The following is a 20,849-nucleotide window of genomic DNA, read 5'->3' as shown; positions in this document are numbered from 1 at the left end:
ATGGAAGGACGACCCCGCCGATGACCGATCGCACGACGATGCCGTCCCGGACCGGCCTCCGCGGCTTCCGCGCGGGTGACGGGCCGCAGGTGGTGCAGGTGTGGCGGCGCAGCGCGCCGGCCGACCTCGTCACCGCGGAACGCTTCCGCTCCCTGGTGCTGCTGGACGCCAACTTCGATCCGGAGGGCCTGCGGGTCGCCGTCGACGGGGACCGTGTCGTCGGTGCGGCCTACGCGGTGCGCCGCCTGACACCGATGACCGGCACCGACCTGGAGCCGGAGCAGGGCTGGATCCCGTTCTTCTTCGTCGACCCGGCCGCGCGCGGACGCGGCCTCGGCCGCCGGCTGCTGACCGACGCCCTCGGCTGGCTGCACGGCCACGGCCGCACCCGGGTGGACTTCTCCGCGTACACCCCGAACTACGTCCTGCCCGGCCTGGACGCCGAGGCGTACCCGGAAGCGGCGCGGCTGCTGGAGTCCCTGGGCTTCCGCACGCTGTACGAGGCGGCGGCGATGGACCGTGTCCTGGTCGGCTACCGCTTCCCGGAGCACGTCGCGCGCCGCGTGGAGGACCTGACAGCGCAGGGCTACCGGTTCGCCACCCCGTCCGACGACGACCTGGTGGATCTGTTCGCGCTCGCCGGGAGCCACTTCGGCCCGGACTGGGCGTGCACGATCCGGGCCTGTCTGGCCGCGGGCACGCCGCTCGACCGGATCGTCGTCGTCCGGGACCCTTCGCACCGCATGGCCGGCTGGGCGATGCACGGCGCGTTCGACGCGGTGGACGAGCGGTTCGGCCCGATCGGCGTGCTGGAGGAGATGCGCGGCACCGGCCTCGGCGAGGTCCTCCTGCATCTGGTCCTGGAAAGGATGCGGGCGCGCCGCGCGCACTCCGCGTGGTTCCTGTGGACCGGCGCGCAGTCCCCGGCGGGCCAGATGTACCGCAAGACCGGCTTCACCACGACCCGGGTCTTCCGCGTGATGCGCCACGAGGTCGCCGGGTGACGCCGGAACGCCGCACCAGCCGGCTGAGCCGCCGTCACTTCGCGCTCGCGCTCCCCTCCGCGCTGCTCGCCTCCGGCTGTGCCGCACCGCACCGGGGGACCGGGCGGCCCGGGGACCCGATCGTCCTCACCCTGCTCTCCCACTACGCGAACGGGGTGCTCAAGCAGGCCCTCCAGGGCCCGGTCGACGAGTGGAACGCGACCCACGACCGGGTGAAGGTGCAGACGAAGGCCGTGGAGTTCACGGACCTGCTGACCACGGTCATGGTCCGGCAGGCCGCCGGCCTGGGCGCCGACATCCTCCACCCGTACTGCCTGTGGAACGGCCAGCTCGTCCAGGCCGGCGTCCTGCGGCCCGCTCCGCCCGGGCACGCCGGGGAGATCACCCGCGGCTACGGCGAGGCCGCGGTCGACGCCGCCTCGGTGGGCGGCCGGGTCTACGGCTACCCCACCGAGGTGCAGACGTACGCCCTCTACTACAACAAGCGGCTGCTGCGCGAAGCCGGCGTGGACGGCCCCCCGCGCACCTGGCGGGAGCTGGAGGAGACCGCCTACCGCACCGCCAGACGCGACCGGTACGGCAACACCCTGGTCCAGGGGTTCGGACTGTCGACCGCGGACGACTCCACCACCGTCGGCCAGACACTCGCCCTGCTCAACGCCGCCGGCGGCAGGTTCGTCGCCGAGGACGGCAGGAGCACCGCCATCGACTCGCCGGCCGGACGGGCCGTGTTCGATCTGGAGCACCGCCTCGTCGTGAGGGGCGCGAGCTCCCCCGGTGTCAACGTCTACAAGGCCTTCCGCTCCGGACAGGTGGCCATGGTCATCAGCGCCGGCTGGTGGACCGGGAGCCTCAAGACCCTGATGGGGGAGGACTACCGCGACGTCGGCGTCGCGCCGCTGCCGCTGCCCGAGGCGGACGGCAGGCGCGCCACGCTCTCCACCGGCTTCATGCTGGGGGTCAACACGGCCAGCAGGCACCCGCGCGAGGCCTGGGAGTTCCTGCGCTGGCTCAACGCCGAGAAGGTGCGGGTGGAGAGCGCGAAGGCGGGTGGGAGGGCGACCCGGATGAGCTCCCTGCAAGTGTCGGCCGGCTCCCTCACCGGCCGCGCCGACGACATGCGCATGCTCCTGGGCGCGCACGGCGACGCCAACCTGCGCCCTTTCGTGGACGCTCTGGCGTACTCGGTGCCGGAGCCGAACGTGCCCGGCGCGCAACAGGCCAAATCGCTGCTGCGCAAGAACATCGAAGCGCTGTGGACCGGTCAGCAGTCGGCCGAGCAGGCACTGCGCGCCACCCGCCGTCAGGTCGACCGAGAGGTGTCGCGCTCATGGTGAACACGCTGACGACGGCGACGGCCGAGCGGGCGGCGCCCGGCACGCGCCCCGCCGGGTCCGCCGCCGGCGGGCACGCCAGGAGCCGGCGCCGCCAGGCCGTGGTCGCCTACCTCTTCCTGGCGCCGGCGCTGCTGTTCTTCGCCGTCTTCCTCATCCTGCCGCTCGGTTTCGCGGTGCTGCTGTCGACGTCCCGCTGGGCCGGGTTCGACCTCGGCGACATCCGACCGGTCGGCACGGACAACTTCGCGGGCCTCTTCGCGGACGGATCGACGTTCCTGACGCCGATCCTCACCAACACGCTGCTGTTCGCCCTGGGCACCGTGGTTCTCGCGCTCGCCGGCTCGGTCCTCGTCGCCACCTGCATCGACAACCTGCGGTTCCAGGGGCTGTGGCGCACCCTGTACTTCCTGCCGGTCGTGACGACCGTCGTCGCCGTCGGCAACGTGTGGAAGTACATGTACGAGCCGGGTGGCCTCGTCAACGGCGTCCTCAACGCCCTCGGCCTCGGCTCGGTGGCCTTCCTCCAGGACCCGGACACCGCGCTGCCTGCGGTCGTGGTCGTCCAGGCCTGGGCCTCGCTCGGCGCCGCGATCCTCGTCCTGACCGCCGGACTGAAGTCCATCCCCGCGTCGTACCACGAGGCCGCGGCGCTCGACGGCGCCGGGCCGGCCACCGTCTTCTGGAAGATCACACTCCCGCTGCTGCGGCCGTCCCTGCTGCTCGTCTGCGTCACCGAGCTCATCAGCGGCCTGCAGTCGTTCGCGCTGATCATCGTGATGACCAAGGGCGGACCGGGTGACGCGACCAACGTGGCCGCCCTGGAGATGTACCGGCAGGCCTTCTCGTACGGCCACTGGGGTCCCGCGAGCGCCGCCGCCTTCGTGCTGTTCGCGGTGGTCCTCGTGGTCACCCTGGCGCAGTTGTGGATCTACCGGCGCAAGGGGGAGGACGCATGATCCGCCGCCGTTTCCCGTGGTGGTCGTACCTGGTGGTCGTGACGGGTGCCGTGCTCACCGTGGTGCCGTTCCTCGACATGGTGATGACGTCGTTCAAGGGGGCGGGCGAGGCCGGTACGCTGCCGTACCGCTTCCTGCCCGAGGCGTTCGACCTGTCCAACTACCGGGCGGCGGTCGGCCAGCTCGATCTGCCGGTGCTCTTCCGCAACAGCGTCGTCGCGACCGCGGTGATCACCGGGTCGGTGCTGCTGACGTCCTCGCTCGCCGGGTACGCGCTCGCCAAACTCCGCTTCCCCGGCCGGGACCTGATCTTCCGACTCGTGCTGTCGACGATGATGTTCCCGCCGTTCCTCTTCTTCATCCCGCACTTCCTGATCCTGGCGCACTGGCCGCTGGCGGGCGGCAACGACCTGTTCGGGCGCGCGGGCGCGGGCCTGACCGTCAGCATCGCGGCGCTGGCCATGCCGTTCCTCGTCAACGGCTTCGGGATCTTCCTGATGCGCCAGTTCACGGTCTCGATCCCGGACGAGGTCCTGGAGGCCGCCCGCATCGACGGCGCCGGCGAGTTCGCCGTGTGGTGGCGGATCGTCGTGCCGCAGACCAGGCCGGTGGTGCTGACACTCGGCCTGCTGACCTTCGTCCACGCGTGGAACGAGTACATCTGGGCGCTGCTCATCTCGACCGCCAACCCGGACGTGATGACCCTGCCCGTCGGGATCCAGCTGCTGCAGGATCACGTGGACCCGGCCCGCACGATGCCGATCGTCATGGCCGGTCTCGTCCTGAGCACCCTGCCGGTCCTGACGGCCTTCCTGCTGCTGCAGAAGTACTACATCCGCGGCATGATGCTCAGCGGCCTCAAGTGAGGGGCTTCGCGTTGGACGGGACCGCACGCTCCACCGCCCGGCCATGACGCGACCGGCGGGACGGATCCGTCCCGAGCGGGGCACGCCTCACGGCTCGCTCCAGCAGGCGGATCCCCGTCCGCCGGGCGATCGGCCCCTGGGGCTGAACCGCACACGGCAGATAAAATTCGGTTGCGGCAGGATCTGTGCGCCCGGTGAAGTACCTCGATGGGCGGTGCCACGGAGCAGGGGCGATGGGCGCGGGCGGGAAGAGGCCGTGCGGTCACGGGGCGGCCGGCCCGCTGGCACCGGTCGGCGGTCCTCGTGGCCCTCATGCTGGCCGCCTTCACCTTCAACACCGCGGAGAACCTGCCGATCGGCCTCCTGGAACTCATCGCCGAAGGCCTTCGGGTGTCAGTGCCGGCGGTCGGACTGCTGGTCACCGGTTACGGCGTGACGGTCGCCGTCGCGTCCGTGCCGCTCGCCCACGTCACGCGGACCGTGCCCCGGCGTCATGTGCTCACGGGACTGCTGGCCGTGCTGGTCGTGTCGAGTCTGGTCGCGTCGTTGGCCCCCTCCTACGGGCTGCTCCTTGTGGCCCGGCTGTTCACCGCGCTCGCCCAGGCGCTGTTCTGGGCCGTGACGGGGCCGGTCGCGGTGGGCCTGTTCGCACCCGAGGTCCGCGGACGAGTGGTCGGGGCGCTGTCCGTCGCCGGTTCGCTGGCCCTCGTGCTCGGTGTGCCCGCCGGGACCTGGCTGGGCCGGCAGAGCGACTGGCCAGTGCCGGTCGCTCTGCCGGCCGGCCTGGGGCTGGTCTCCCTCGTCACCATCGCCGTTCTGCTGCCGGTCTCGCGTCCGGACGAAGAGCCCGCCGCCTACGGAACCAGTCCCGACGCCCGCCGGTTCGGGATCGTGCTGGCGGCCGGGACGCTGTCCGCCACCGGAGCGTTCACGGGTTTCACCTACGTCGTGAAGTTCCTGGGCGACGTCAGCGGATTCGCCCCGAGCACGGTCAGCGTCCTGCTCGTGGCTTTCGGCGCCGCGTGTCTGGCCGGGGTGAGCATCACCGGGACGCTACTGGACCGCTGTCCGCACGCTGCGCTGACCACCGCGGTGGCCACGCAGGCGGTAGGCATGCTCGGCCTGTACGTGGCGGGCACCGACCCGGTGGCGGCGGTGGTGTTCCTGGTGCTGATGGGCGGCGCGCTCGGGCCGGTGTTCATGGCCACGCAGAACGAGATGCTCCACTGCGCTCCGGGCCGTACGGACATCGCACTCGCGGCGAACTCCGGTGCGTACCACGCCGGTATCGCGGCGGGTGCCGCACTCGGGGGAGTGGTCCTGCCGCTCGCCGGCGTCCGGGGCACCTTCCTCGCGGGCGGGCTGCTGACCACCGGATCCTGCGCGGTGCTGCTCGGCGGGCGGCTGCTGCGTCGCCGGCCGGAATCCGCCGAGTAGAGCCGCCGTCAGCGGGACGGGACGGTCACGGGGCGGGCGTTCCAGCCAGCGACACGGACGCGCGGGGCGCGGTCCGCGTCGGCCGTCCTGTAGGAGGCCACCAGAGTCGCCGATTCACCCGGCCACAGGCTGACGTGGTTGTCGGTCCAGTGGACGGGCAGTGCCGGAGTCCTCCCGTCCGCGGAGACGACGTCGACGTCGGTGAGCAGGGCGGGGGCCGCGGTGGTGCCCGGGTGGCGCAGGGTCACGGTCGTCGTCGACGTGCCGGACCTGGTGGTCGTCGTGGCTGTGACGTCCAGGGCGACCCGCGGCATCGAGGCCAGCCCCGTCAGGTCGGCGTAGGAGGTGGTGGGGGTGTGGTACCAGTCGGCCTTCGCGTAGTCGAGGACGTCGTCGCGGGTGGAGAGCCAGTAGACGTTGCGGCTCAGTTCCCGGCCGGTGGCGTCGGTGAGCAGCAGCCTGGCCAGGTACGTCCCGTCCAGGCCGGGGACCTCGGCGGGGAGGGCCAGCGAGGTGGTGGTCACGCCGCGGGCTTCGACGTCGACACCGGTCACCGTGCGGTCGTACCTCGCGGTCCCGTCGGTGGTGAAGAGCGTGACCCGGGCGTTCAGCCCCGAGGCGGCGGTGGGGCGGTCGTTGACGACGCTCACCGCGCGGTTGTCGTAGCCGTACTGGACGTGGAGCGGTTCGTTGGCCTTCTTCGCGCCGAAGTAGGAACCGTTCTGGTCGAGATAGCGGTCGATGAGCTGCCAGTGCAGCGAGGTCCAGCCGCTGTTGAGCATCCAGTAGATGACGCCGGTCGCGGGGGCGGTGGTGTCCTTGGCGTTGCGGGTGTACGCCTCGAACTGCGCCCGGACGGTCTCGTACTGGGCCAGCTGGGCCTTGCGCACGTAGTCGCCGAGATCGGCCGGGGGGCCGTAGCGGCCGGCGAGCGCGGCGTTGTACAGCTCGAGCGTCGAGAACGTGGCCGAGGGGGAGCGGTGGTACTGGGGAGCGTCGGGCCGCTTCCAGAGGGTCTCCAGCTCGGCCGGGGTCAGCATCCGCCGCAGTGTGTCCATGGTGGGGATGCTCGGGCCCGCGCTGGTCTCGGAGTTGAAGCCGGTGGCTCCTCCCTCGCGCTTGTCGTACCAGTAGCCGGGCGGCACCCAGTCGTAGGGGCCGGTCATCCGCATCCCCGAGGCGCCGGTGACGGGTGCCGGCCTCCCGGCGGCGGAAGGGATCACGGGCAGGTCCCAGTCGGCGCCTCGCAGCGCTTCGAGGTATCCCGACTCGATCTGGGCGTTGGGTGCCGCGTCGCTGCCGATCAGGAACGAGATCACGGCGGGATGGTCGCGCAGCCGGGCCGCCTCGGCGGCCATCGAAGCCCGGGCGACCGCGTGGTCGGCGGCGGTCCACTTCTCCCCGGACCCCGCGGGGTTGACCTCTCCTTCCCACTTGTTGCAGCACTCCCAGCCGGCGATGGTGAGGATGCCGTACCGGTCGGCGAGGTCGAAGAACTCGTCGGGCTCCAGGTGGCCTTCCAGGCGCAGTGTGTTCAGGCCCAGGTCGCGGACGTAGCGCATGCGGTGCTCGGCGTAGGCGGCGTCCCACCGCAGGAACTCGTCGGGGGACCAGCCCGCGCCCTTGATCAGCAGCGGGCGGCCGTTGATCCGGTACTGGCGCGCGCCGTCGGCGTTGACCGGGGCCTGCACGTCGCGGATGCCGAAGGTGGTGTGCGAGGTGTCGGAGGTGACCCCGTCGACCGACACGGCCAGGTCCAGGTCGTACAGGGGCTGCCCGCCCATCCCGGCGGGCCACCACACGCGCGGTGACGGCAGACGGAGTCGGGGGTGGTCGGCGGGGGAGTAGACCACGGTCCGGCTCTCCCCGGGCGCCAGCGTCACCTGCCGGCTGAGGGCAGCGGGCCCGGCGGTGCCGGAGAGGGTCGCCGTGACGGTGTCGGGGGAGTCGTTGCGCAGGCGGGCCTTGACGGTCAGGTCGGCGGAGGCCAGCGACGGCACGTCCAGGTCGGTGACGACGTGGGCGTCGCGGAGGGCCACCGGGCCGCTGCGGCGGACGACGACGTCGCGGACGATGCCCATGTTCCGGTCCGGTGGCGGCTGGAGCCAGTCGAGCCAGCCCACGGTGAGGTGCTTGCGCGGGTCGTTGGGCTGGACCCGGAAGGCGACCGTGTTGGTGCCCGGCCTGACCAGAGCGGTGACGTCCAGCTCGTGGCGGGTGTACGTGCCGGCGACCTCCCTCGCCGTCGAGACCTGACGGCCGTTGACGAAGACGTCGGCGGCCGAGGTCACCCCGCTGAAGTCGAGATACGTCCGGCCCACCCGGCTGTCGTCGACCGTGAAGTCGGACCGGTACCACCACGGGACCGTGAAGTCGGCGGCGGGGATCAGCTTCTGGTTGGTGGAGTGGAACGGGTCGGGGTGAACCCCGGCCGCCAGCAGGGCGGCGAGGACGGTGGAGCGGGGTCCGGCCCGGTACCAGCCCTTCGTCGGATAGCCGGGGCCGGACACCTCGGCCGCCGGATCCGTCACCCGGGCGGTCGACTGGATCATGAACCCGGCCAGGGCCCTGCCGGAGTCGTGGCCGACGGGGACCACGGCGGCGGCCGCCGTGCCGAACGCCGCCTGGCCGGTGAAGCCGCCCGGGGTGAGGGCGAGGGCCAGGAAGACGAGCAGGCCGAGCAGGGCGATGACGGCCGGCCGGCCGGACACCCGGGCCCGGCGGCGGGACGGATCACCCGCGGGGACGGACGGGAACGGATCATCGGGGCGGCGCAGCGACACCGGGCCCAGCTGTTGCGGCATGTCCCTCAGAATGGCGCCCCGGCGGTGGCAGCCGGGGCGCCACATGCCGCGCGTCGCCCGAACGCAGCAACCGGGGGTGCCGGGCGCGTGCCGAGTCGTGACCGCACGGCGGGTTCCGCCCTCCGGCCGGCGGCGGCCCCAGTGACGGACTCACGGGGCGGCCGCCGCCTTGCCGTACAGGCGTTCTCGCGGATGCGGCCGCCCGGGGCGAGCCGCGTGACATCATCCGTACATGAGCGGCGACCTGGAAGTGAGTGCTCTGGCGATCAACGTCACGATCCCGCGGGAACTCCGCTGGACGGACACTCGACGCGGTGAGACGTTCACACTGACCACACTCAACATCCGGCTCCTCCCGGACGGTCACCTGGCCGCGAAGGCCTATGGCCGGCCGGTCGGCGGCGGCCGGGGCACCTACGTCTCGTTCCCCGTCCCCGACAGACGCGAGCTGGCGGCCCTGGTCGCCGACGCCGCCGGCCGCGCCGGGGCGCTGTGGGCCGCCCATCGCGGTCTCGGCTGAGCTCGGTTCGGCCCGAGAGCGGACCGGGCGCGCGGACACGAGACGCCGCGCGGTCCGGCGACCTCCGTGACGACCGCCGGGCCCGGCGCCGCCGGGATGCCACGGCCGGCGGCGTCGGGCGGTGGCGGGTTCGAGGCTGGAGCGGCATGCTCCGGCAGCTGGACGTGGCCGGCACACCGCCGGCCCGTGGGGGCGGCTCGGACGGCTGAGCCGGGTCGTTGCGGTGGCGGACCCGCGTCCGTGTCGGCCGGGCGGTCCGGGTAGGAGGGTGTGACCCGGCCGATGCCGGTGAGGTCGAGCATGCGGCGGACGGTGTCGTGGGGAGCGAGCAGGGCGGGACGTGGCGACGGGGGGCGGTGTGCCCCCGCGCCTCGTGACCCCCGGTGCATGCGTTGCCTCCGGGGCCTCAGGGGATCCCGGCGAGGCCCGCCCTTCCGGTAGGCCGGAGCCGTCCGGCGGCGTCGTGGTCCGGAAACCCGGGACGCGACACCGGCGGCGGCGATCAGGGGAACATCGCTCCGGCGCGCGTCCTCGGAGCAGTGAGAACCCTGACCTCCTGAGTGGTCAGAGCTTGTTCGTCGAGCTGATCACGGCCTCACGTGCGCCGGCGGTCAGGGGGGACACAGCGCCTCGCCCAGGGTGAGACGGACCGGCGAGACCGGATGCCTCGCCTTTCGGACGCAGGGCGTCCACGACGAGGTCGAGCAGGCGGCCCGTCTGCTCGGGGGTGTTGCCGGCTGTCGTGGACAGGAAGATCCCCAGGAGCATGGTCGTGACGTCGTCGGGGTCGACATCGGCGCGCAGGGACCCCGCGTCCGCCCCCTTGCCGATGATCGCCGCGATCGCGGCGGTGATGCGCGCCCGAGTGGTCGGAGTAGCGATCCGCCCCGAGGCCCAGCCCGCCCGGAGGATGTCGAACATGCCGCGTTTGGCCGAGATGAACGCCGCGTAGCGGTTCATCCACGTACGCAGCGCGGCGTCGGGCGGGAGCTGGTCGAGCAGGGCGGGGACGCTGCCGACGATGTCGTCGAGTTCCGCACCGTAGACGGCTTCGACGAGGGCTTCACGGGTGGGGAAGTGGCGGTAGAGCGTGCCGATGCCGACTCCTGCGTCGCGGGCGATGCCCTCCAGCGGAACCGTGTCGTCGGCGGCCGCGAAGGCCGCCCGGGCCGCGGCGATGAGCTTCTCGCGGTTGCGCCGGGCATGGGCGCGGATCGGGCGGCCCGTGCCGGCGTCCCCGCCGGCGGCGTCCCCGGGCGGCGTGGGGGTCGACGGACTCAAAGCGGAGGCACCTCCGGTAATGGTACTGTCGATGTAACGGAGGATCCTCCGTTTTCCCCATCATCGCACGGGACGGGATACCCATGCCTTCCAGCAGCACCCCCAGCCACGAGACGACGGCCACCGGCGCTCCGCGCCCGGCGGGCCCCGGTCTGCTCGCCGGCCGCACCGTCTCCCGGATCGGTTACGGCGCGATGCAACTGGAGCGCCTGCACGGCGATCGCGACACCGCCCTCGCGACCCTGCGCCTGGCGGTCGAGCTCGGCATCGACCACATCGACACCGCCCAGTTCTACGGCGACGGATTCGTCAACGGACTCCTGCGTGAAGCGCTCCGCCCCGAGGACGGCGTCCTGGTCGCCACCAAGGTCGGCGCCGACCCCAACCCCGGCGGACCGGTCCCCATGCGTCCCGCCCAGCGACCGGAAGAACTGCGGGCGAGCGTCGAGGCCAACCTCGCCGGCCTCGGCCTGGACCAGATCCCCTTGGTGAACCTGCGTCGTATGGACGCCGCACCCAGGATCCCCCTCGAAGCGGACCAGGTGGTCGACCTCGACGACCAGCTCGCCGAGATGACCGCGCTGCGCGACGAGGGCAAGATCGGCGCCATCGGACTGAGCACCGTGACCCTGGACGGGCTGCGCCGCGCGATCCCCGCGGGCATCGCCTGCGTGCAGAACGCCTACAGCCTCGTGGCGCGCGGCGACGAGGACCTGCTCCAGCTGTGCGTCGCCGAGAACATCGCCTGGGTGCCCTACTTCCCGCTCGGCAGCGCCTTCCGCGGTATGCCCAAGGTGACCGACGAGGCGGCCGTCCAGGAGGCGGCTCGCGCCCTGGACGCCACCCCTTCGCAGGTCGGACTGGCCTGGCTGCTGCACCACGCGCCCAACGTGCTCCTCATCCCCGGCACCGCGAACGCCGACCACCTCCGGGCGAACGTCGCCGCGGGCGCGCTCACGCTCGATGCGGCCACCCTGGCCGCGCTCGACGCCGTCCCCGCCCGCACGGGCGCCATCGGCATCGACTGACCTCCGCGACCCCGCCGTGATGCCGGCCCTCGGGCACGGCGGCCGGCCCCGCCCGGAGGCCGACACCCGCGTATCCCGCTCCTGACGCCGTCGGTCGTCGTCCTGGCCCGCCCCGCCTCAGAGGCGGAGCGGGCCGCTGCCGATCAGGCGGTCCTGACGGGCAGTTGCAGGTAGGAGGCGCGTTCGCCGCCGGTGTGGACGACGTGCTCCCCGCTGTTGGCGGGGACGTACTCGCGGTTACCGGGCATCATCGTGCCCAGCAGCGACCGGCCGCTGACGACGAGACGCAGCTGCTCACCCGGGTAGAAGACGAGCCCGACCGGGAGCAGGTCGATCTCGACGTCGACGACCTCGCCCGGTGAGAGCTTCTCCACCCGGTCGAAGCTGTGGGCGGGGACGTCCTCGGTGGACAGCGCCTCGTCCAGGTGGCGCATCGAGACGCGCAGCCGTCCGTCGGAGCCCTTGTACCGCAGGATCGAGGCGCCCCGCTCGGTGACGTCCTGGATCAGTGCACCCTGGTTGGGCACGGTGAACTGCTGCAGCGGCGTGCCGTAGGCGTCGAGCTTCTGGACCAGGACGAAAAGGTCCATGTCGTCGGAGCCTCGCGCCTCGACCCACAGGTGCGCCTTCGGGTACCCGGCCAGCACGGTCTCCTGGTCGAACCGCGTCACGAACGACACCACGTCGGGGTTGGACCCCACCGTGTAGCCGGCTGTCGCCTCGGCGGTGGGTGCCGTCGTGGCCAGGGTCCGTGAGCGGCCGTCGAGGTAGTACTTCGTCAAGGTGACGTCCGCCGGCGGGAACTGGTCGGCCGGGATGTTCACCTGGTCGCCGCCTTCGAGGTCGAGGAGCGAGTAGCGCACGCGTGGCGTCTGCTCCCACCCGTTGTCCTCACCCTTGAGGAAGCGGTCGAAGAACCGGCGCAGGTCCTCCGTGTTCGCCTCGTCGTAGTAGTCGGGCCACTCCTGGGTGTTGTGGATGCGCAGCCACTTGTCCTCGGACGCCATCCGGCGCCAGGCGCGGAAGGTGCCCGCGGTGTGCAGCGTGTTGGAGTAGCTGGCCACGACGTACGCGGGCACGGTGATCTTGTCGAACTGCGGGATCTTGTTCTCCCACAGGTCGTGCATCAACGGGTGGCGCTCGGCCTCGGTGAGGATGTCCTCCCTGCGGCTGTTGCCCCAGAAGCTGTTGTTCTGGAGCTGCTCGGCGAAGCCGGTGTCGGGCATGCCGCCGCGCATCACCAGGTCGCGGTAGACGTCGCTCACGCCCTCCCACGGGTTGATCGCCGCGAGGTGGGGCGGCTGCTCGGCCGCGGTGAACCACTGCGAGACCGCGAGGTACGACGTTCCGCTCATCGCGACCTTGCCCGTGCACCAGTCCTGGACGCCCAGCCACTCGATCAGGTCGTAGCAGTCCCGGCCCTCCTGGCGGTCCCACAGGACGCTGTCGCCCTCCGACTGGGCCACGCCCCGGACGTCGGGGTTGCAGATCGCGTAGCCTCGCGCGCACCAGTAGGCCGGGTCGGGGCCCTCGAACTTCGCCAGACCCGAGACGACGCCGTTGTCCAGCCCGACCATGCCGAAGATGCCCATCACGCTGGCGGACGTCCCCTGGCCCTTCCCGTACGGGCTCCACGCCACGATGACCGGCACCTTCTCGGCCCCGGCGGGACGGAAGACGTCGACGTGGATGGTCACGCCGTCACGCAGGGTGACCGGTACGTCCTTGTCGAGGACGATGTCGACGGGCAGCGGCTTGAACGGCGGCGCGATCTGGAAGCCCGCCTCCAGCGTTCGCGTCCCGGGATCGAACCCGCTCAGGATCCCGTAGCGGGCACCCGGCTCCAGCGGGTGAGAGGGCATGTAGATCCTCTGGTCATCGCTCATGGGGGAGCTCCTTGCATCTCTTCGCCCGCGGACGGGCTCCGGCAACGACGCGAGCGTACGTCTGCGGACCCGGAAACTCAACACGCGTTGAGATCGTGTTCGAGGAAGGTAGTTTTGGTGCATGGCCACGAACACGAGCCCGGCCGCCCGCCGCGGACGCCGACCGGGAACGAGCACGACACGACAAGCCATCCTTGACGCGGCCCGCGCCCGGTTCGCGATCGACGGCTTCACCGCGACCACGATCCGACGGGTCGCGGCCGACGCCGACGTCGACGCCTCCCTGGTGATGCAGTTCTTCCGGTCGAAGAACGAGCTGTTCGCGGCGGTGATGTCCGTCCCCGCGGAGGCGCTGACGCGCTTCAGTGCCGCGTTCGAGGGAGCGGAGGACGGCCTCGGCGAACGTGTGGTCCGCACCTTCCTCGACATGTGGGAAGGCGACGCTCCGAGCGCGAAACCGCTCATGGCGATGCTCCGGGGCGCCATCGTCAACGACCAGGCCAACGCCCAGCTGCGTGAGTTCCTCCAGGAGCGGCTGCTCGTCGACGGTATCGCGTCGCGCGCCGTCGACAACGCGACGCTCCGGGCGGGCATCGTGTCGTCCATGCTGGTCGGGCTCGTCGTGGGACGAGGCATCGTCGGTGTCCCGATGCTCGCCGAGGCGGACCGCGAGACGCTGGTCGCGCTGGCCGGACCCGCCGTGCAGAGCGTGCTGGTCCCCACGCCGCCGACCACCGCCGAGGACGACGAGAGCAGGGATGTGTGACGGCCGACGGCGCCCCCCACGTCTACGGGCGCCGCTGTGACTGCCCCGCCTGCGGGGTGCCGCGATCTGAAAACAGGTCGACGTGGATCAGTGGGGTACTCGATCATGCGTTCATGCCCCTGGAAGAGACCCTTGCCCGAGTCGAAGCGGACCTGACCGCCGGCCGGGTTCCCGTCGCGCGCCAGCGTTTGCGCGGTCTCGTCTCGTCCTACCCGTACGATCTGACGCTCCGCCGGCGTCTGGCCGAGGTGTACCGGCTCTACGGCGACGCCGCCGAGGCCGGACGCTGGACGTACCTCGAAGAGGACCGCGACGCCGACGAGACCGCCGCCTTCGAGGCGCGGTACGGATCTCCCGGGTGGCGGATGAAGGCCCTGGGCTGGCGTGGTCCCGAGACGATGGCTGCCACCGCCTTCGCGGAGGGGCAGCTGGTCGCAGTGCGGACGGCCTGCGCCGAGGAACTGGGGCACCCCGTCGACTGGGACGACCCCGACTCCTACCGGGGCGGTCCGGACGAGCAGTACAAGGAGGCACCCTCCGAACCGTGGACGGTCGGCGGTGTGCTGGCGGGCGCCGGCTGCCTGGTGGGGGCCCTTGCGTTCCTCGCGATCTGGGTGAGGGGAGTCGTCGCCCTCTTCGGCTGACCCAGGTCACGAGGGCCACCGTGATCGCCGGGTGGTGCCCTGACCTTCCGAACGCCGGTGGACCCTGTGTGCGCCGGAGCGGCCGCCCGCGCACGTTGCCCTGACCGGCGACGGCAACCGCCGGTGGGCCGCTCGTCGCGGGCCGGCCCGCAACGACGGGCACGCCGCCGCCGTGCCGCGCCTGCTCGGCACCATCGACGGTGCCGTCGAGGCGGGGATCCGCTGCCTGTCGTTCGATGGCACCGCCCGGCACGCCACCGCCACCCGCGCACCCGCGAACGGCGCATGGTGTCGGTGGCCGGCACGGACGGGAGCGTCGGCGGGTGCGCGCCTCGGCACGTACCCGCCGACGCTCTCGGTCCGGGCAGGTGTCAGGGCATCAGCGCGTGCCGGTCTGCGGGCACGTGGGTCGTACCGCCGGCGAGGCCGGGGTGTGCGAGGAGCGCAGCGGCTGGAAGTAGTGGGTGACCGCCCAGACGCCGATCCGGCTGCCGGCCCGGCACCCGGACACGTCCGCGGAGCGGAAGTGGATCCCGGCCCAGACACGGGCGTTGATCATGTCCTCGTTGAGCCGGTCGGCGTACGCGTAGTGCCGTGTGGTGCCGGTGGCCTCGGAGAAGAAGGTGAGGTCGAGGCGCGGGGTGCCGAGCAGCCCGCTCAGGGTCCGGGTCACGGCGCCGGCGACCGCCGCATGGCCACTGATGTGGTCGGGGTGCGGTGGCGTGACGAGCAGCGGCTGCCACTGCGGGTCGGCCGGGGTGGCGGGGTTGCCGTCGGTGTGCGCCAGGTGGATGGCGGTGATCGGCCGCCAGCGTCCGTAGTGGAGTTTGGCGTCCCAGGAGGCGACGACGGCGTCGGTGGCCGAGGTGTTCGCCGCGGCGAACAGCCGTGCCGTCTCGGTGATGCCCAGGTGGTGCCGAGCCGTGTAGAGCCGGAGCGCCGCCTGGATCTGCACCGCCAGGTTGCCCCCGAAGAACAGGGCGGTCTCGGTCTGGAACGCGGTACGGGACGACCCGGTCCTGGCGCCCATGGCCCTCACCTCGTTCACGTCCCGGGCGTAGCGGGCCGAGGACAGCGCGGGCGGGGGGCCGGGACGGACCTGGTCCGGAGAGGTGAGCAGCATCGGGCGCAGCGTGCCGAGCCAGGGGTCGATGAACGGCTGGTAGGCGGGCGGGGTGGGCCGCCAGACGCCGGGCGCGGGCGGGGTGGTGAACCGCACCGGTGCACCCCGGCCGTCGCCTTCGCGCAGGTCGATGACGTGTTCGGCGGCCCGCTCCCCGAAGGCCACGCCCTGCGTCTTGGCGCTGCCTCGCGGGATCCGGGCGAGCGATGCGGAGTAGGCGGCGTCGAGCGGCGCCTGGGAGGCGGGGAAGTAGGTGACCAGCACGCGGTGGGCCGCGGCCACGGCGGCCGCCTCGGGCGACGCGGTGGCGGGACCGCGCGCCCGCCACTTGTACGGGGCGTAGTCGCCCCGGATGCCCACGACCGCGTTGTAGACGGCGGCCGAGACGAACCCGTGCCAGATGACGACCTGGCCGGAGGGGCGGGTGGCGCCGAGGTTGGCGCTGATGGTGTCGGTGGCGATCGTGTTCCATTCACGGATCGCGTCGGGGTCCGCCGCGGGCGGCGCGTGGCTGCCGGCGGTGGCCGGGGGGCCGCTCAGGACTGTGGCGAGCAGCAGGAGGAGTGACATGACGGCGCCCACGGCAGCCGGTCTGCCCGAAGTGGAAGCATGCATGACCGGCGTAACCGTTCACCCGCGCGGATGGTCACGCGGAGGTGGTTCCCCGCTCGACGCTCCGTACTGACGCCGCTCACCTGCCGCAAGCGGAACTCGTCCAGCTCCCGGGCGTGTACGCGTGGCGGACGATGACGCCGCGCGGCTCCCCTGCCGTCACCCGCCTGGAGCTGCTGACTTCGGCGCACCCGCGGACCGGCACCTCCGGCCTCGCGCTTGGCCGCCCACGCCGTCGGTGTCGATCGTGGTGCCGTCGTCTCCCTGACAGAGGGCGACAGCCATGCCGGGCTTGTGGTCGGCGGCCCTTGGACGGGTCCGCTCCCGCAGCGTGGCCGGCGGGGATGGCTTTGTACGTGGGATCTGGGTCCTGGCACAGATCTTGGGGAGCGATCACGGATCGTGACGATGCGCGAAGTGCAGATGTCAGAGGGCCCACGTAGCTTTCGGTTGACCGCCCGGCCGGGCGGTGAGGAGGGGTGAGACATGGAATGGGCCGGAAACGCTCGGCTGGCAGCTGGGCCTGAGGCCACCTGGTACTTGGAGGCGGCTTTCACGCCCGGTGCGCATCTGGGGACGGTGTACGACGATCCGACAACGCCGGTAGTCGTGACAGGGGTCGAGGAGCTGACCACCCTCCGCGTTCCCAGCGGCCGGCTCGTCGTCGATGCGCCGTGGGACGACGACGACGTCTGGAGATACGAGAAAGGGCTGCCGACGAGGCCCCCGCGTGAGCTGGCGGTGAGCATTCCCCCGGGCGTGTACCGAGTGGAGATCGCGTGGACGGCGGGCCCGTACGAGTTCTTTGGCGAGCACGTCGATGGCGTTGAGTGTGCCGCGACGCGCCTGTGCATCAGCGACGACCCTGTGGTCGGGTGGGAGATGGGCCTGGGTGTCGACGAGGACATCGATCAGCTTCAGGCGGGCGATGAGCCCCGTTTCTTCTCCGACGCGAATGTTGGCTGCTTCGCCGACGCAGGCGCGTGGACCACCTTGTCCGCGCCGTTTCGCACGTTCGTAGACGGCATGCCTGCACCGCGTGACACCGAACAGCTGGCCGACGGTTGCGAGCGGGTGCGCGACGAGTCACAACAAGCCGATCTGGTCACGTTCGGGGCCGAATCGGGTGGCGTCGTCTGGTTGGGCCGCACCGAGGCTGGTGACGTGGCCGCGATCGTTGTCACCAGTGGGATGGCCGGCGCCACAGCATGACGTCGCTGCCGCCTCTCCCTTCCTGTCCTGCAAGTCGCGTAGCCGGACGTGGTGGCCGCCTGCACGGGGAGGAACAGCCCGAGGAAGGTACCGGGAGTCGCACCCGAATAACCACGGCGAGGCGCTACTGCAGCAGGATCATCTCCCGGAGCAGGTGGATGCCGGCTCGGCCGCAGAGCTGTTTTTTGATCTTTTTGATGCGGTTCACGGTTCCCTCGATGCTGCCCGAGCTCCAGTCCAGGGTGAGGCCGGCGGTCACGGCGTCGAGGTCCCGGAGCAGGTGGCGTGCGAAGCCGGCAAGGCCAGGTAGCTGGCTGGCGTCGACGGCGTTGATCCAGGCAGGGAGCGTGGCGCCGAGGCGGCCGCTGAGCATCTCGCCGAATGCACGGACGTGTCCGGCGGCCGTGTCCAGTTCGGGGCAACGGGCCAGGACGTCTTTCAGGCCGACGCGGTCTTCCTCGGTCAGAGCGGTGGGGTGGCGGGTGAGCCAGCCGGTCACCTGCCGCACCGTCGCCCTTCTTGCGCTCGGCCCGTCGGCCGACGGGCTCCGAGTCGTCGTGCGGCCGATCGGGAGCCGGTGGGGTGTCCTGTGGCAGCACGCCGCCGGGTGTGGGGGTGCGCAGGCAGTCGCGGTGGGCGGTGACGCAGGTCTCTACCGCCCGGCCGAGGCCCTGCCAGAGATGGAACCGGTCAGCGACCAGCAGAGCATGGGGGGCGCCGCGTCGGGCGCCCTCGGCGTAGGCGCCTGCCCGGTCCCGGCAGATGATCTCCATGCCAGGGTGGCGGTCCAGCCGGTCGGCCAGTGGCCCGGCTTCAAGGTCGAGTGGTACGCGGCGATCCGCCGTGCTGTCCGCGCGGGCCCGTCGAACCGGGCCTGCCGGAGGCCAGGGCGGTCGGCCGCGTCGACGAGTTCGGTCGGCAGCAGGAAGGTCATGACGAGCGTCGATCCCGGTGCAAGCCCGGCAATCTGGCGCAGGGTGGCCGCGCTGGCGTCTTCGGTGAGGTACACGGTGACGCCTGTGGAGACGATGACCGCAGGCCGACCCGAATCGAAGCCGGCAGTGACCAGCTGCTCCAGGGCTCGACAGCGGCGGCCGTCACTGCGGGAACGTCACAGCACGTGCTCCTGGGGCCCGTCGTCGGCTGCACCACCATCCCCGGCCCTCGCCCGCCACCCCATAAGATCAGCCCGTGACCGCCACCTCACTGCTCGCCGACGGGAGCCGGCCCCTCCAGGAAAGCGCGCCGGGACTGTTCGCCGACTCGACGAACCAGTTCGGCCTCGACCCGACGCTGTAACCACCACGACGCGACCGGCCCCGTCCGCGAGCCCGACAGAGAGCAGACCTCACCGTGTTCCACGAGACCCCCATCTTCAGCCGCCTCGTCGCCGAGCGCGGAGACATCCCCGCACAGGTGCGCGGTGAAGCCGAACGCATACGCCGCGATCTGGCCCGGGTAATACCCCAGACACCCGCACCCCACCACGGCACGCCGCACCACGCCGGCGGTTGGACGGTGCCTCCCGCCCTCCCTTAGTACTCGTGCGCCGGAGGCGCCGCGCTGCGGCACCTCGCCTCCCGAAACCGGTGACGCTGCACCCGCGTGCCGTCCGCCTCGGGGAAGTCCGCTTCCAGAGGGGAGCGCGCCGGCCGTGCTCCGTCGCGCTACGCGAAACGATCGTGATCGTCCAGGACCGCGTCGATCACGCGGGAGTGGACGGCAACCCGCTCGTCCCAGGGATCGGCACACTCGCTCACCGTCAGCAGAGACTTCCACAGTGCCCAGCCGCGGGCCCTGGCCCAGGTGCCGTCATCCTGGCCGACGGTGTGCCGGAACGCCTCGCGGCCGTCCCCGCGGAACATCGTCCAGGCGATCACGAGATCGCAGGCCGGATCGCCGACGCCGGAGGTACCGAAGTCGATGACGGCCGACAGTTCGCCGTCGGCGACGAGCAGGTTGTTGCCACCGACGTCGCCGTGGAACCACACCGGTGTCCCGCGCCATTCGGCGTCCAGTGCCGCCTGCCAGACCTCGGCGGCCCGCGCCCCGTCGACACGGCCGTCCAGAGCGGCGATGCAGCGGCGCGGCTTCGGCGAGCCCTTCCGCGTGACCACACCGGCCGGGAGCGGTCTCGGAGCGTCGGCTGGCGGAAGAGGTCCTCGCAGCCGCGTGACCCCGTGACGTGTCGAGCCGCCGGGACGATGCACCGAGATCGGAGCCCGGCCAGTACGCGCTGTCACCGGGGTCGCCCCGTCGGTCTCCAGATCTTGCCTGCGATCTCGGGGATCCGCTCCCGGACGACCGGGCGACCGGGCGGTCAGGCATACGATCCAGGGCTACGGCGGCCCCTGCAGGGGTATGCCACGCATGACGAACCATGGGGGCGTGGGTGGTGCGGTAGCGGAGCCCGTCAGCCGGCTCGCTACCTGCCGCCGAGGGACGGGCACCCCCATCCGCCACGCGAGAGGGGGGTCGTGGTGCGGATGCAACCAGTCACGACGGGAGCAGGTCCGGGACAGGAGTGGAAGTCCGCGAAAGCTACGGGTGGTGGTCACGAACTCGGCGCTACCGTGAGTGACCGACAGCCGGAATCCGGATCGGACCGCGCGACCGTAAGGACCGAGAGCAACGCGCGAGTGCGGGAGAAAACCCGGTCAAGAGATCGTCCGCTCTCGCGCCCCGCGCCCTGACCGGCGACGGCTTGCGGGTACGGGAGTCATGGACCCGGACCCCCCTCCCGTGCGGGGAGTTGCATCTGGCGCTGGTCGATCTCATCACCGATGTGATCCCGCACGAAGCGGCTCTCGCCGTCTCGGCCACCTTCTGCTTCGGCTCGCGAACGTGCTGCCCGGTCCTCCTGCACGGCACGACTGGCACATCGGGCGGCTGGACGCGCTCGCACCGCGCTGAGTGACAAGACGCACTGAGGAGTTGATGTGACCGTCCCGAGCGACATCGTACGCGGCCCGTTCCCCATGAACCGCCCCCGTGCCATCACGGGAGCGGCCCGCCCCGGGGCGGGGGAGTGTGTGGTGGTGCTCCTCGGCACCGCCCTCCACTGTCTGCCCAAGGGGGAGTTGCCCACATCAGGACAGCGGTGGTTCCGGTCCACGAGCGAGTACTGGGTTGTCAACGTCGCAGTGGACCACATGTCTCTTGCCGTCGAACTCGACAGTGCGGACCCGGGCTTGCGTTTTCACGGCACCGTCGATGTCGACTGGCGCATTGAGCCTACGTATCCGGTGTTGGCAGGCCCGCCGCCCGTCGCCGTGGCCGCCCCGGTTCCTGCCAGCCGCACGAATCGCGAGAGAGCCGCTATCGGTCCGCTCGCGGCACCGGCCCCGCGTCTCTTCCGGGCCATGAGCCTCCC

The 20,849-nt window shown here is 71.8% G+C and carries 17 protein-coding genes and 1 pseudogene; 11 read left to right on the top strand and 7 right to left on the bottom strand.

Translation table 11 applies throughout. The features are described from left to right. Positions 1–20 precede the first annotated feature (20 nt). The 5 genes from ACFF45_RS12150 to ACFF45_RS12130 all read left to right on the top strand — a co-directional run bounded on the left by ACFF45_RS12150 (position 21) and on the right by ACFF45_RS12130 (position 5,600). The gene (locus tag ACFF45_RS12150; protein ID WP_381345609.1) at positions 21–1,004 is read left to right on the top strand and encodes a GNAT family N-acetyltransferase; all 984 of its coding nucleotides are present in this window, start codon (positions 21–23) and stop codon (positions 1,002–1,004) included. Next, positions 1,001–2,341, top strand: coding sequence for an ABC transporter substrate-binding protein (locus tag ACFF45_RS12145; RefSeq protein WP_381345607.1), 1,341 nt, complete (start codon positions 1,001–1,003; stop codon positions 2,339–2,341). The genes ACFF45_RS12150 and ACFF45_RS12145 overlap by 4 nt, the downstream gene beginning before the upstream one ends. Further along, a complete protein-coding gene (locus ACFF45_RS12140; RefSeq protein WP_381345605.1) occupies positions 2,335–3,297 on the top strand; it encodes a carbohydrate ABC transporter permease in 963 nt (320 codons plus the stop codon). Before ACFF45_RS12145 ends, ACFF45_RS12140 begins: the two co-directional genes overlap by 7 nt. Beyond that, the gene (locus tag ACFF45_RS12135) at positions 3,294–4,163 is read left to right on the top strand and encodes a carbohydrate ABC transporter permease (RefSeq protein WP_381345603.1); all 870 of its coding nucleotides are present in this window, start codon (positions 3,294–3,296) and stop codon (positions 4,161–4,163) included. The genes ACFF45_RS12140 and ACFF45_RS12135 overlap by 4 nt, the downstream gene beginning before the upstream one ends. A 312-nt stretch (positions 4,164–4,475) precedes the next feature. Further along, a complete protein-coding gene (locus ACFF45_RS12130; protein ID WP_381345602.1) occupies positions 4,476–5,600 on the top strand; it encodes an MFS transporter in 1,125 nt (374 codons plus the stop codon). 8 nt (positions 5,601–5,608) lie between these two features. On the opposite strand, the gene ACFF45_RS12125 is transcribed toward ACFF45_RS12130, so the two are convergent. Next, positions 5,609–8,404, bottom strand: a complete 2,796-nt coding sequence (locus tag ACFF45_RS12125) for a glycoside hydrolase family 2 protein (protein ID WP_381345600.1) — start codon at positions 8,402–8,404, stop codon at positions 5,609–5,611. 232 nt (positions 8,405–8,636) lie between these two features. On the opposite strand from ACFF45_RS12125, the gene ACFF45_RS12120 reads away from it, so the two are divergent. Further along, positions 8,637–8,924 carry a hypothetical protein gene (locus tag ACFF45_RS12120; protein WP_381345598.1) on the top strand — a complete coding sequence of 96 codons (288 nt, stop codon included), beginning with the start codon at positions 8,637–8,639 and terminating at the stop codon, positions 8,922–8,924. 564 nt (positions 8,925–9,488) lie between these two features. Here ACFF45_RS12120 and ACFF45_RS12115 read toward each other — a convergent pair. Continuing rightward, on the bottom strand, positions 9,489–10,205 hold the full coding sequence (locus ACFF45_RS12115) for a TetR/AcrR family transcriptional regulator (protein ID WP_381345596.1): 717 nt from the start codon (positions 10,203–10,205) through the stop codon (positions 9,489–9,491). An 83-nt stretch (positions 10,206–10,288) separates the two neighbouring features. Between ACFF45_RS12115 and ACFF45_RS12110 the strand changes: the two genes are divergently transcribed. Continuing rightward, positions 10,289–11,233, top strand: coding sequence for an aldo/keto reductase (locus tag ACFF45_RS12110; RefSeq protein ID WP_381345594.1), 945 nt, complete (start codon positions 10,289–10,291; stop codon positions 11,231–11,233). Positions 11,234–11,376: 143 nt separating this feature from the next. Here ACFF45_RS12110 and ACFF45_RS12105 read toward each other — a convergent pair whose 3' ends face one another. Continuing rightward, positions 11,377–13,119 (bottom strand): CocE/NonD family hydrolase, encoded by a 1,743-nt coding sequence (locus ACFF45_RS12105; RefSeq protein ID WP_381345593.1) that lies wholly within the window; start codon positions 13,117–13,119, stop codon positions 11,377–11,379. Between the two features lie 121 nt (positions 13,120–13,240). Between ACFF45_RS12105 and ACFF45_RS12100 the strand changes: the two genes are divergently transcribed. Both ACFF45_RS12100 and ACFF45_RS12095 read left to right on the top strand, forming a co-directional pair. Then, entirely contained in the window at positions 13,241–13,885 is a 645-nt protein-coding gene (locus ACFF45_RS12100) for a TetR/AcrR family transcriptional regulator (RefSeq protein WP_381345592.1), read from the top strand. 113 nt (positions 13,886–13,998) lie between these two features. Next, a complete protein-coding gene (locus ACFF45_RS12095; protein ID WP_381345590.1) occupies positions 13,999–14,529 on the top strand; it encodes a DUF6584 family protein in 531 nt (176 codons plus the stop codon). Positions 14,530–14,908: 379 nt separating this feature from the next. Here ACFF45_RS12095 and ACFF45_RS12090 read toward each other — a convergent pair whose 3' ends face one another. Continuing rightward, complete coding sequence (locus ACFF45_RS12090) at positions 14,909–16,222, bottom strand: vanadium-dependent haloperoxidase (RefSeq protein ID WP_381345589.1); 1,314 nt, start codon at positions 16,220–16,222, stop codon at positions 14,909–14,911. Between the two features lie 528 nt (positions 16,223–16,750). On the opposite strand from ACFF45_RS12090, the gene ACFF45_RS12085 reads away from it, so the two are divergent. Then, positions 16,751–17,476, top strand: coding sequence for a DUF4241 domain-containing protein (locus ACFF45_RS12085; RefSeq protein WP_381345588.1), 726 nt, complete (start codon positions 16,751–16,753; stop codon positions 17,474–17,476). A 124-nt stretch (positions 17,477–17,600) separates the two neighbouring features. Here the strand turns inward: ACFF45_RS12085 and ACFF45_RS12080 are convergent, their stop codons facing one another. Both ACFF45_RS12080 and ACFF45_RS12075 read right to left on the bottom strand, forming a co-directional pair. Next, positions 17,601–17,984, bottom strand: a complete 384-nt coding sequence (locus ACFF45_RS12080; RefSeq protein ID WP_381345586.1) for a transposase — start codon at positions 17,982–17,984, stop codon at positions 17,601–17,603. A 363-nt stretch (positions 17,985–18,347) separates the two neighbouring features. After that, positions 18,348–18,551 (bottom strand): annotated as a pseudogene (locus ACFF45_RS12075) (class I SAM-dependent methyltransferase); the annotation flags it as partial. Between the two features lie 278 nt (positions 18,552–18,829). Here ACFF45_RS12075 and ACFF45_RS12070 point away from each other — a divergent pair. After that, positions 18,830–19,015, top strand: coding sequence for a hypothetical protein (locus tag ACFF45_RS12070; RefSeq protein ID WP_381345585.1), 186 nt, complete (start codon positions 18,830–18,832; stop codon positions 19,013–19,015). Positions 19,016–19,143: 128 nt separating this feature from the next. On the opposite strand, the gene ACFF45_RS12065 is transcribed toward ACFF45_RS12070, so the two are convergent. Continuing rightward, positions 19,144–19,593, bottom strand: coding sequence for a phosphotransferase (locus tag ACFF45_RS12065; protein WP_381345584.1), 450 nt, complete (start codon positions 19,591–19,593; stop codon positions 19,144–19,146). Positions 19,594–20,849: the final 1,256 nt, after the last annotated feature.

The sequence above is a fragment of the Streptomyces cinereospinus genome (assembly GCF_042430725.1).
Taxonomy (GTDB): Bacteria; Actinomycetota; Actinomycetes; order Streptomycetales; family Streptomycetaceae; genus Streptomyces; species Streptomyces cinereospinus.
Note: the sequence above shows the minus strand (reverse complement) of the source record. Positions and strands in the feature narration are given on the sequence as shown.

What these genes read in the sequence shown, in the direction of transcription:
- ACFF45_RS12150 (WP_381345609.1), top strand. Translation starts at nt 21, where the DNA reads ATGACCGATCGCACGACGATGCCGTCCCGGACCGGCCTCCGCGGCTTC.
- ACFF45_RS12140 (WP_381345605.1), top strand. Translation starts at nt 2,335, where the DNA reads ATGGTGAACACGCTGACGACGGCGACGGCCGAGCGGGCGGCGCCCGGC.
- ACFF45_RS12135 (WP_381345603.1), top strand. Translation starts at nt 3,294, where the DNA reads ATGATCCGCCGCCGTTTCCCGTGGTGGTCGTACCTGGTGGTCGTGACG.
- ACFF45_RS12130 (WP_381345602.1), top strand. Translation starts at nt 4,476, where the DNA reads ATGCTGGCCGCCTTCACCTTCAACACCGCGGAGAACCTGCCGATCGGC.
- ACFF45_RS12125 (WP_381345600.1), bottom strand. Translation starts at nt 8,404, where the DNA reads ATGCCGCAACAGCTGGGCCCGGTGTCGCTGCGCCGCCCCGATGATCCG.
- ACFF45_RS12120 (WP_381345598.1), top strand. Translation starts at nt 8,637, where the DNA reads ATGAGCGGCGACCTGGAAGTGAGTGCTCTGGCGATCAACGTCACGATC.
- ACFF45_RS12110 (WP_381345594.1), top strand. Translation starts at nt 10,289, where the DNA reads ATGCCTTCCAGCAGCACCCCCAGCCACGAGACGACGGCCACCGGCGCT.
- ACFF45_RS12105 (WP_381345593.1), bottom strand. Translation starts at nt 13,119, where the DNA reads ATGAGCGATGACCAGAGGATCTACATGCCCTCTCACCCGCTGGAGCCG.
- ACFF45_RS12100 (WP_381345592.1), top strand. Translation starts at nt 13,241, where the DNA reads ATGGCCACGAACACGAGCCCGGCCGCCCGCCGCGGACGCCGACCGGGA.
- ACFF45_RS12095 (WP_381345590.1), top strand. Translation starts at nt 13,999, where the DNA reads ATGCCCCTGGAAGAGACCCTTGCCCGAGTCGAAGCGGACCTGACCGCC.
- ACFF45_RS12090 (WP_381345589.1), bottom strand. Translation starts at nt 16,222, where the DNA reads ATGTCACTCCTCCTGCTGCTCGCCACAGTCCTGAGCGGCCCCCCGGCC.
- ACFF45_RS12085 (WP_381345588.1), top strand. Translation starts at nt 16,751, where the DNA reads ATGGAATGGGCCGGAAACGCTCGGCTGGCAGCTGGGCCTGAGGCCACC.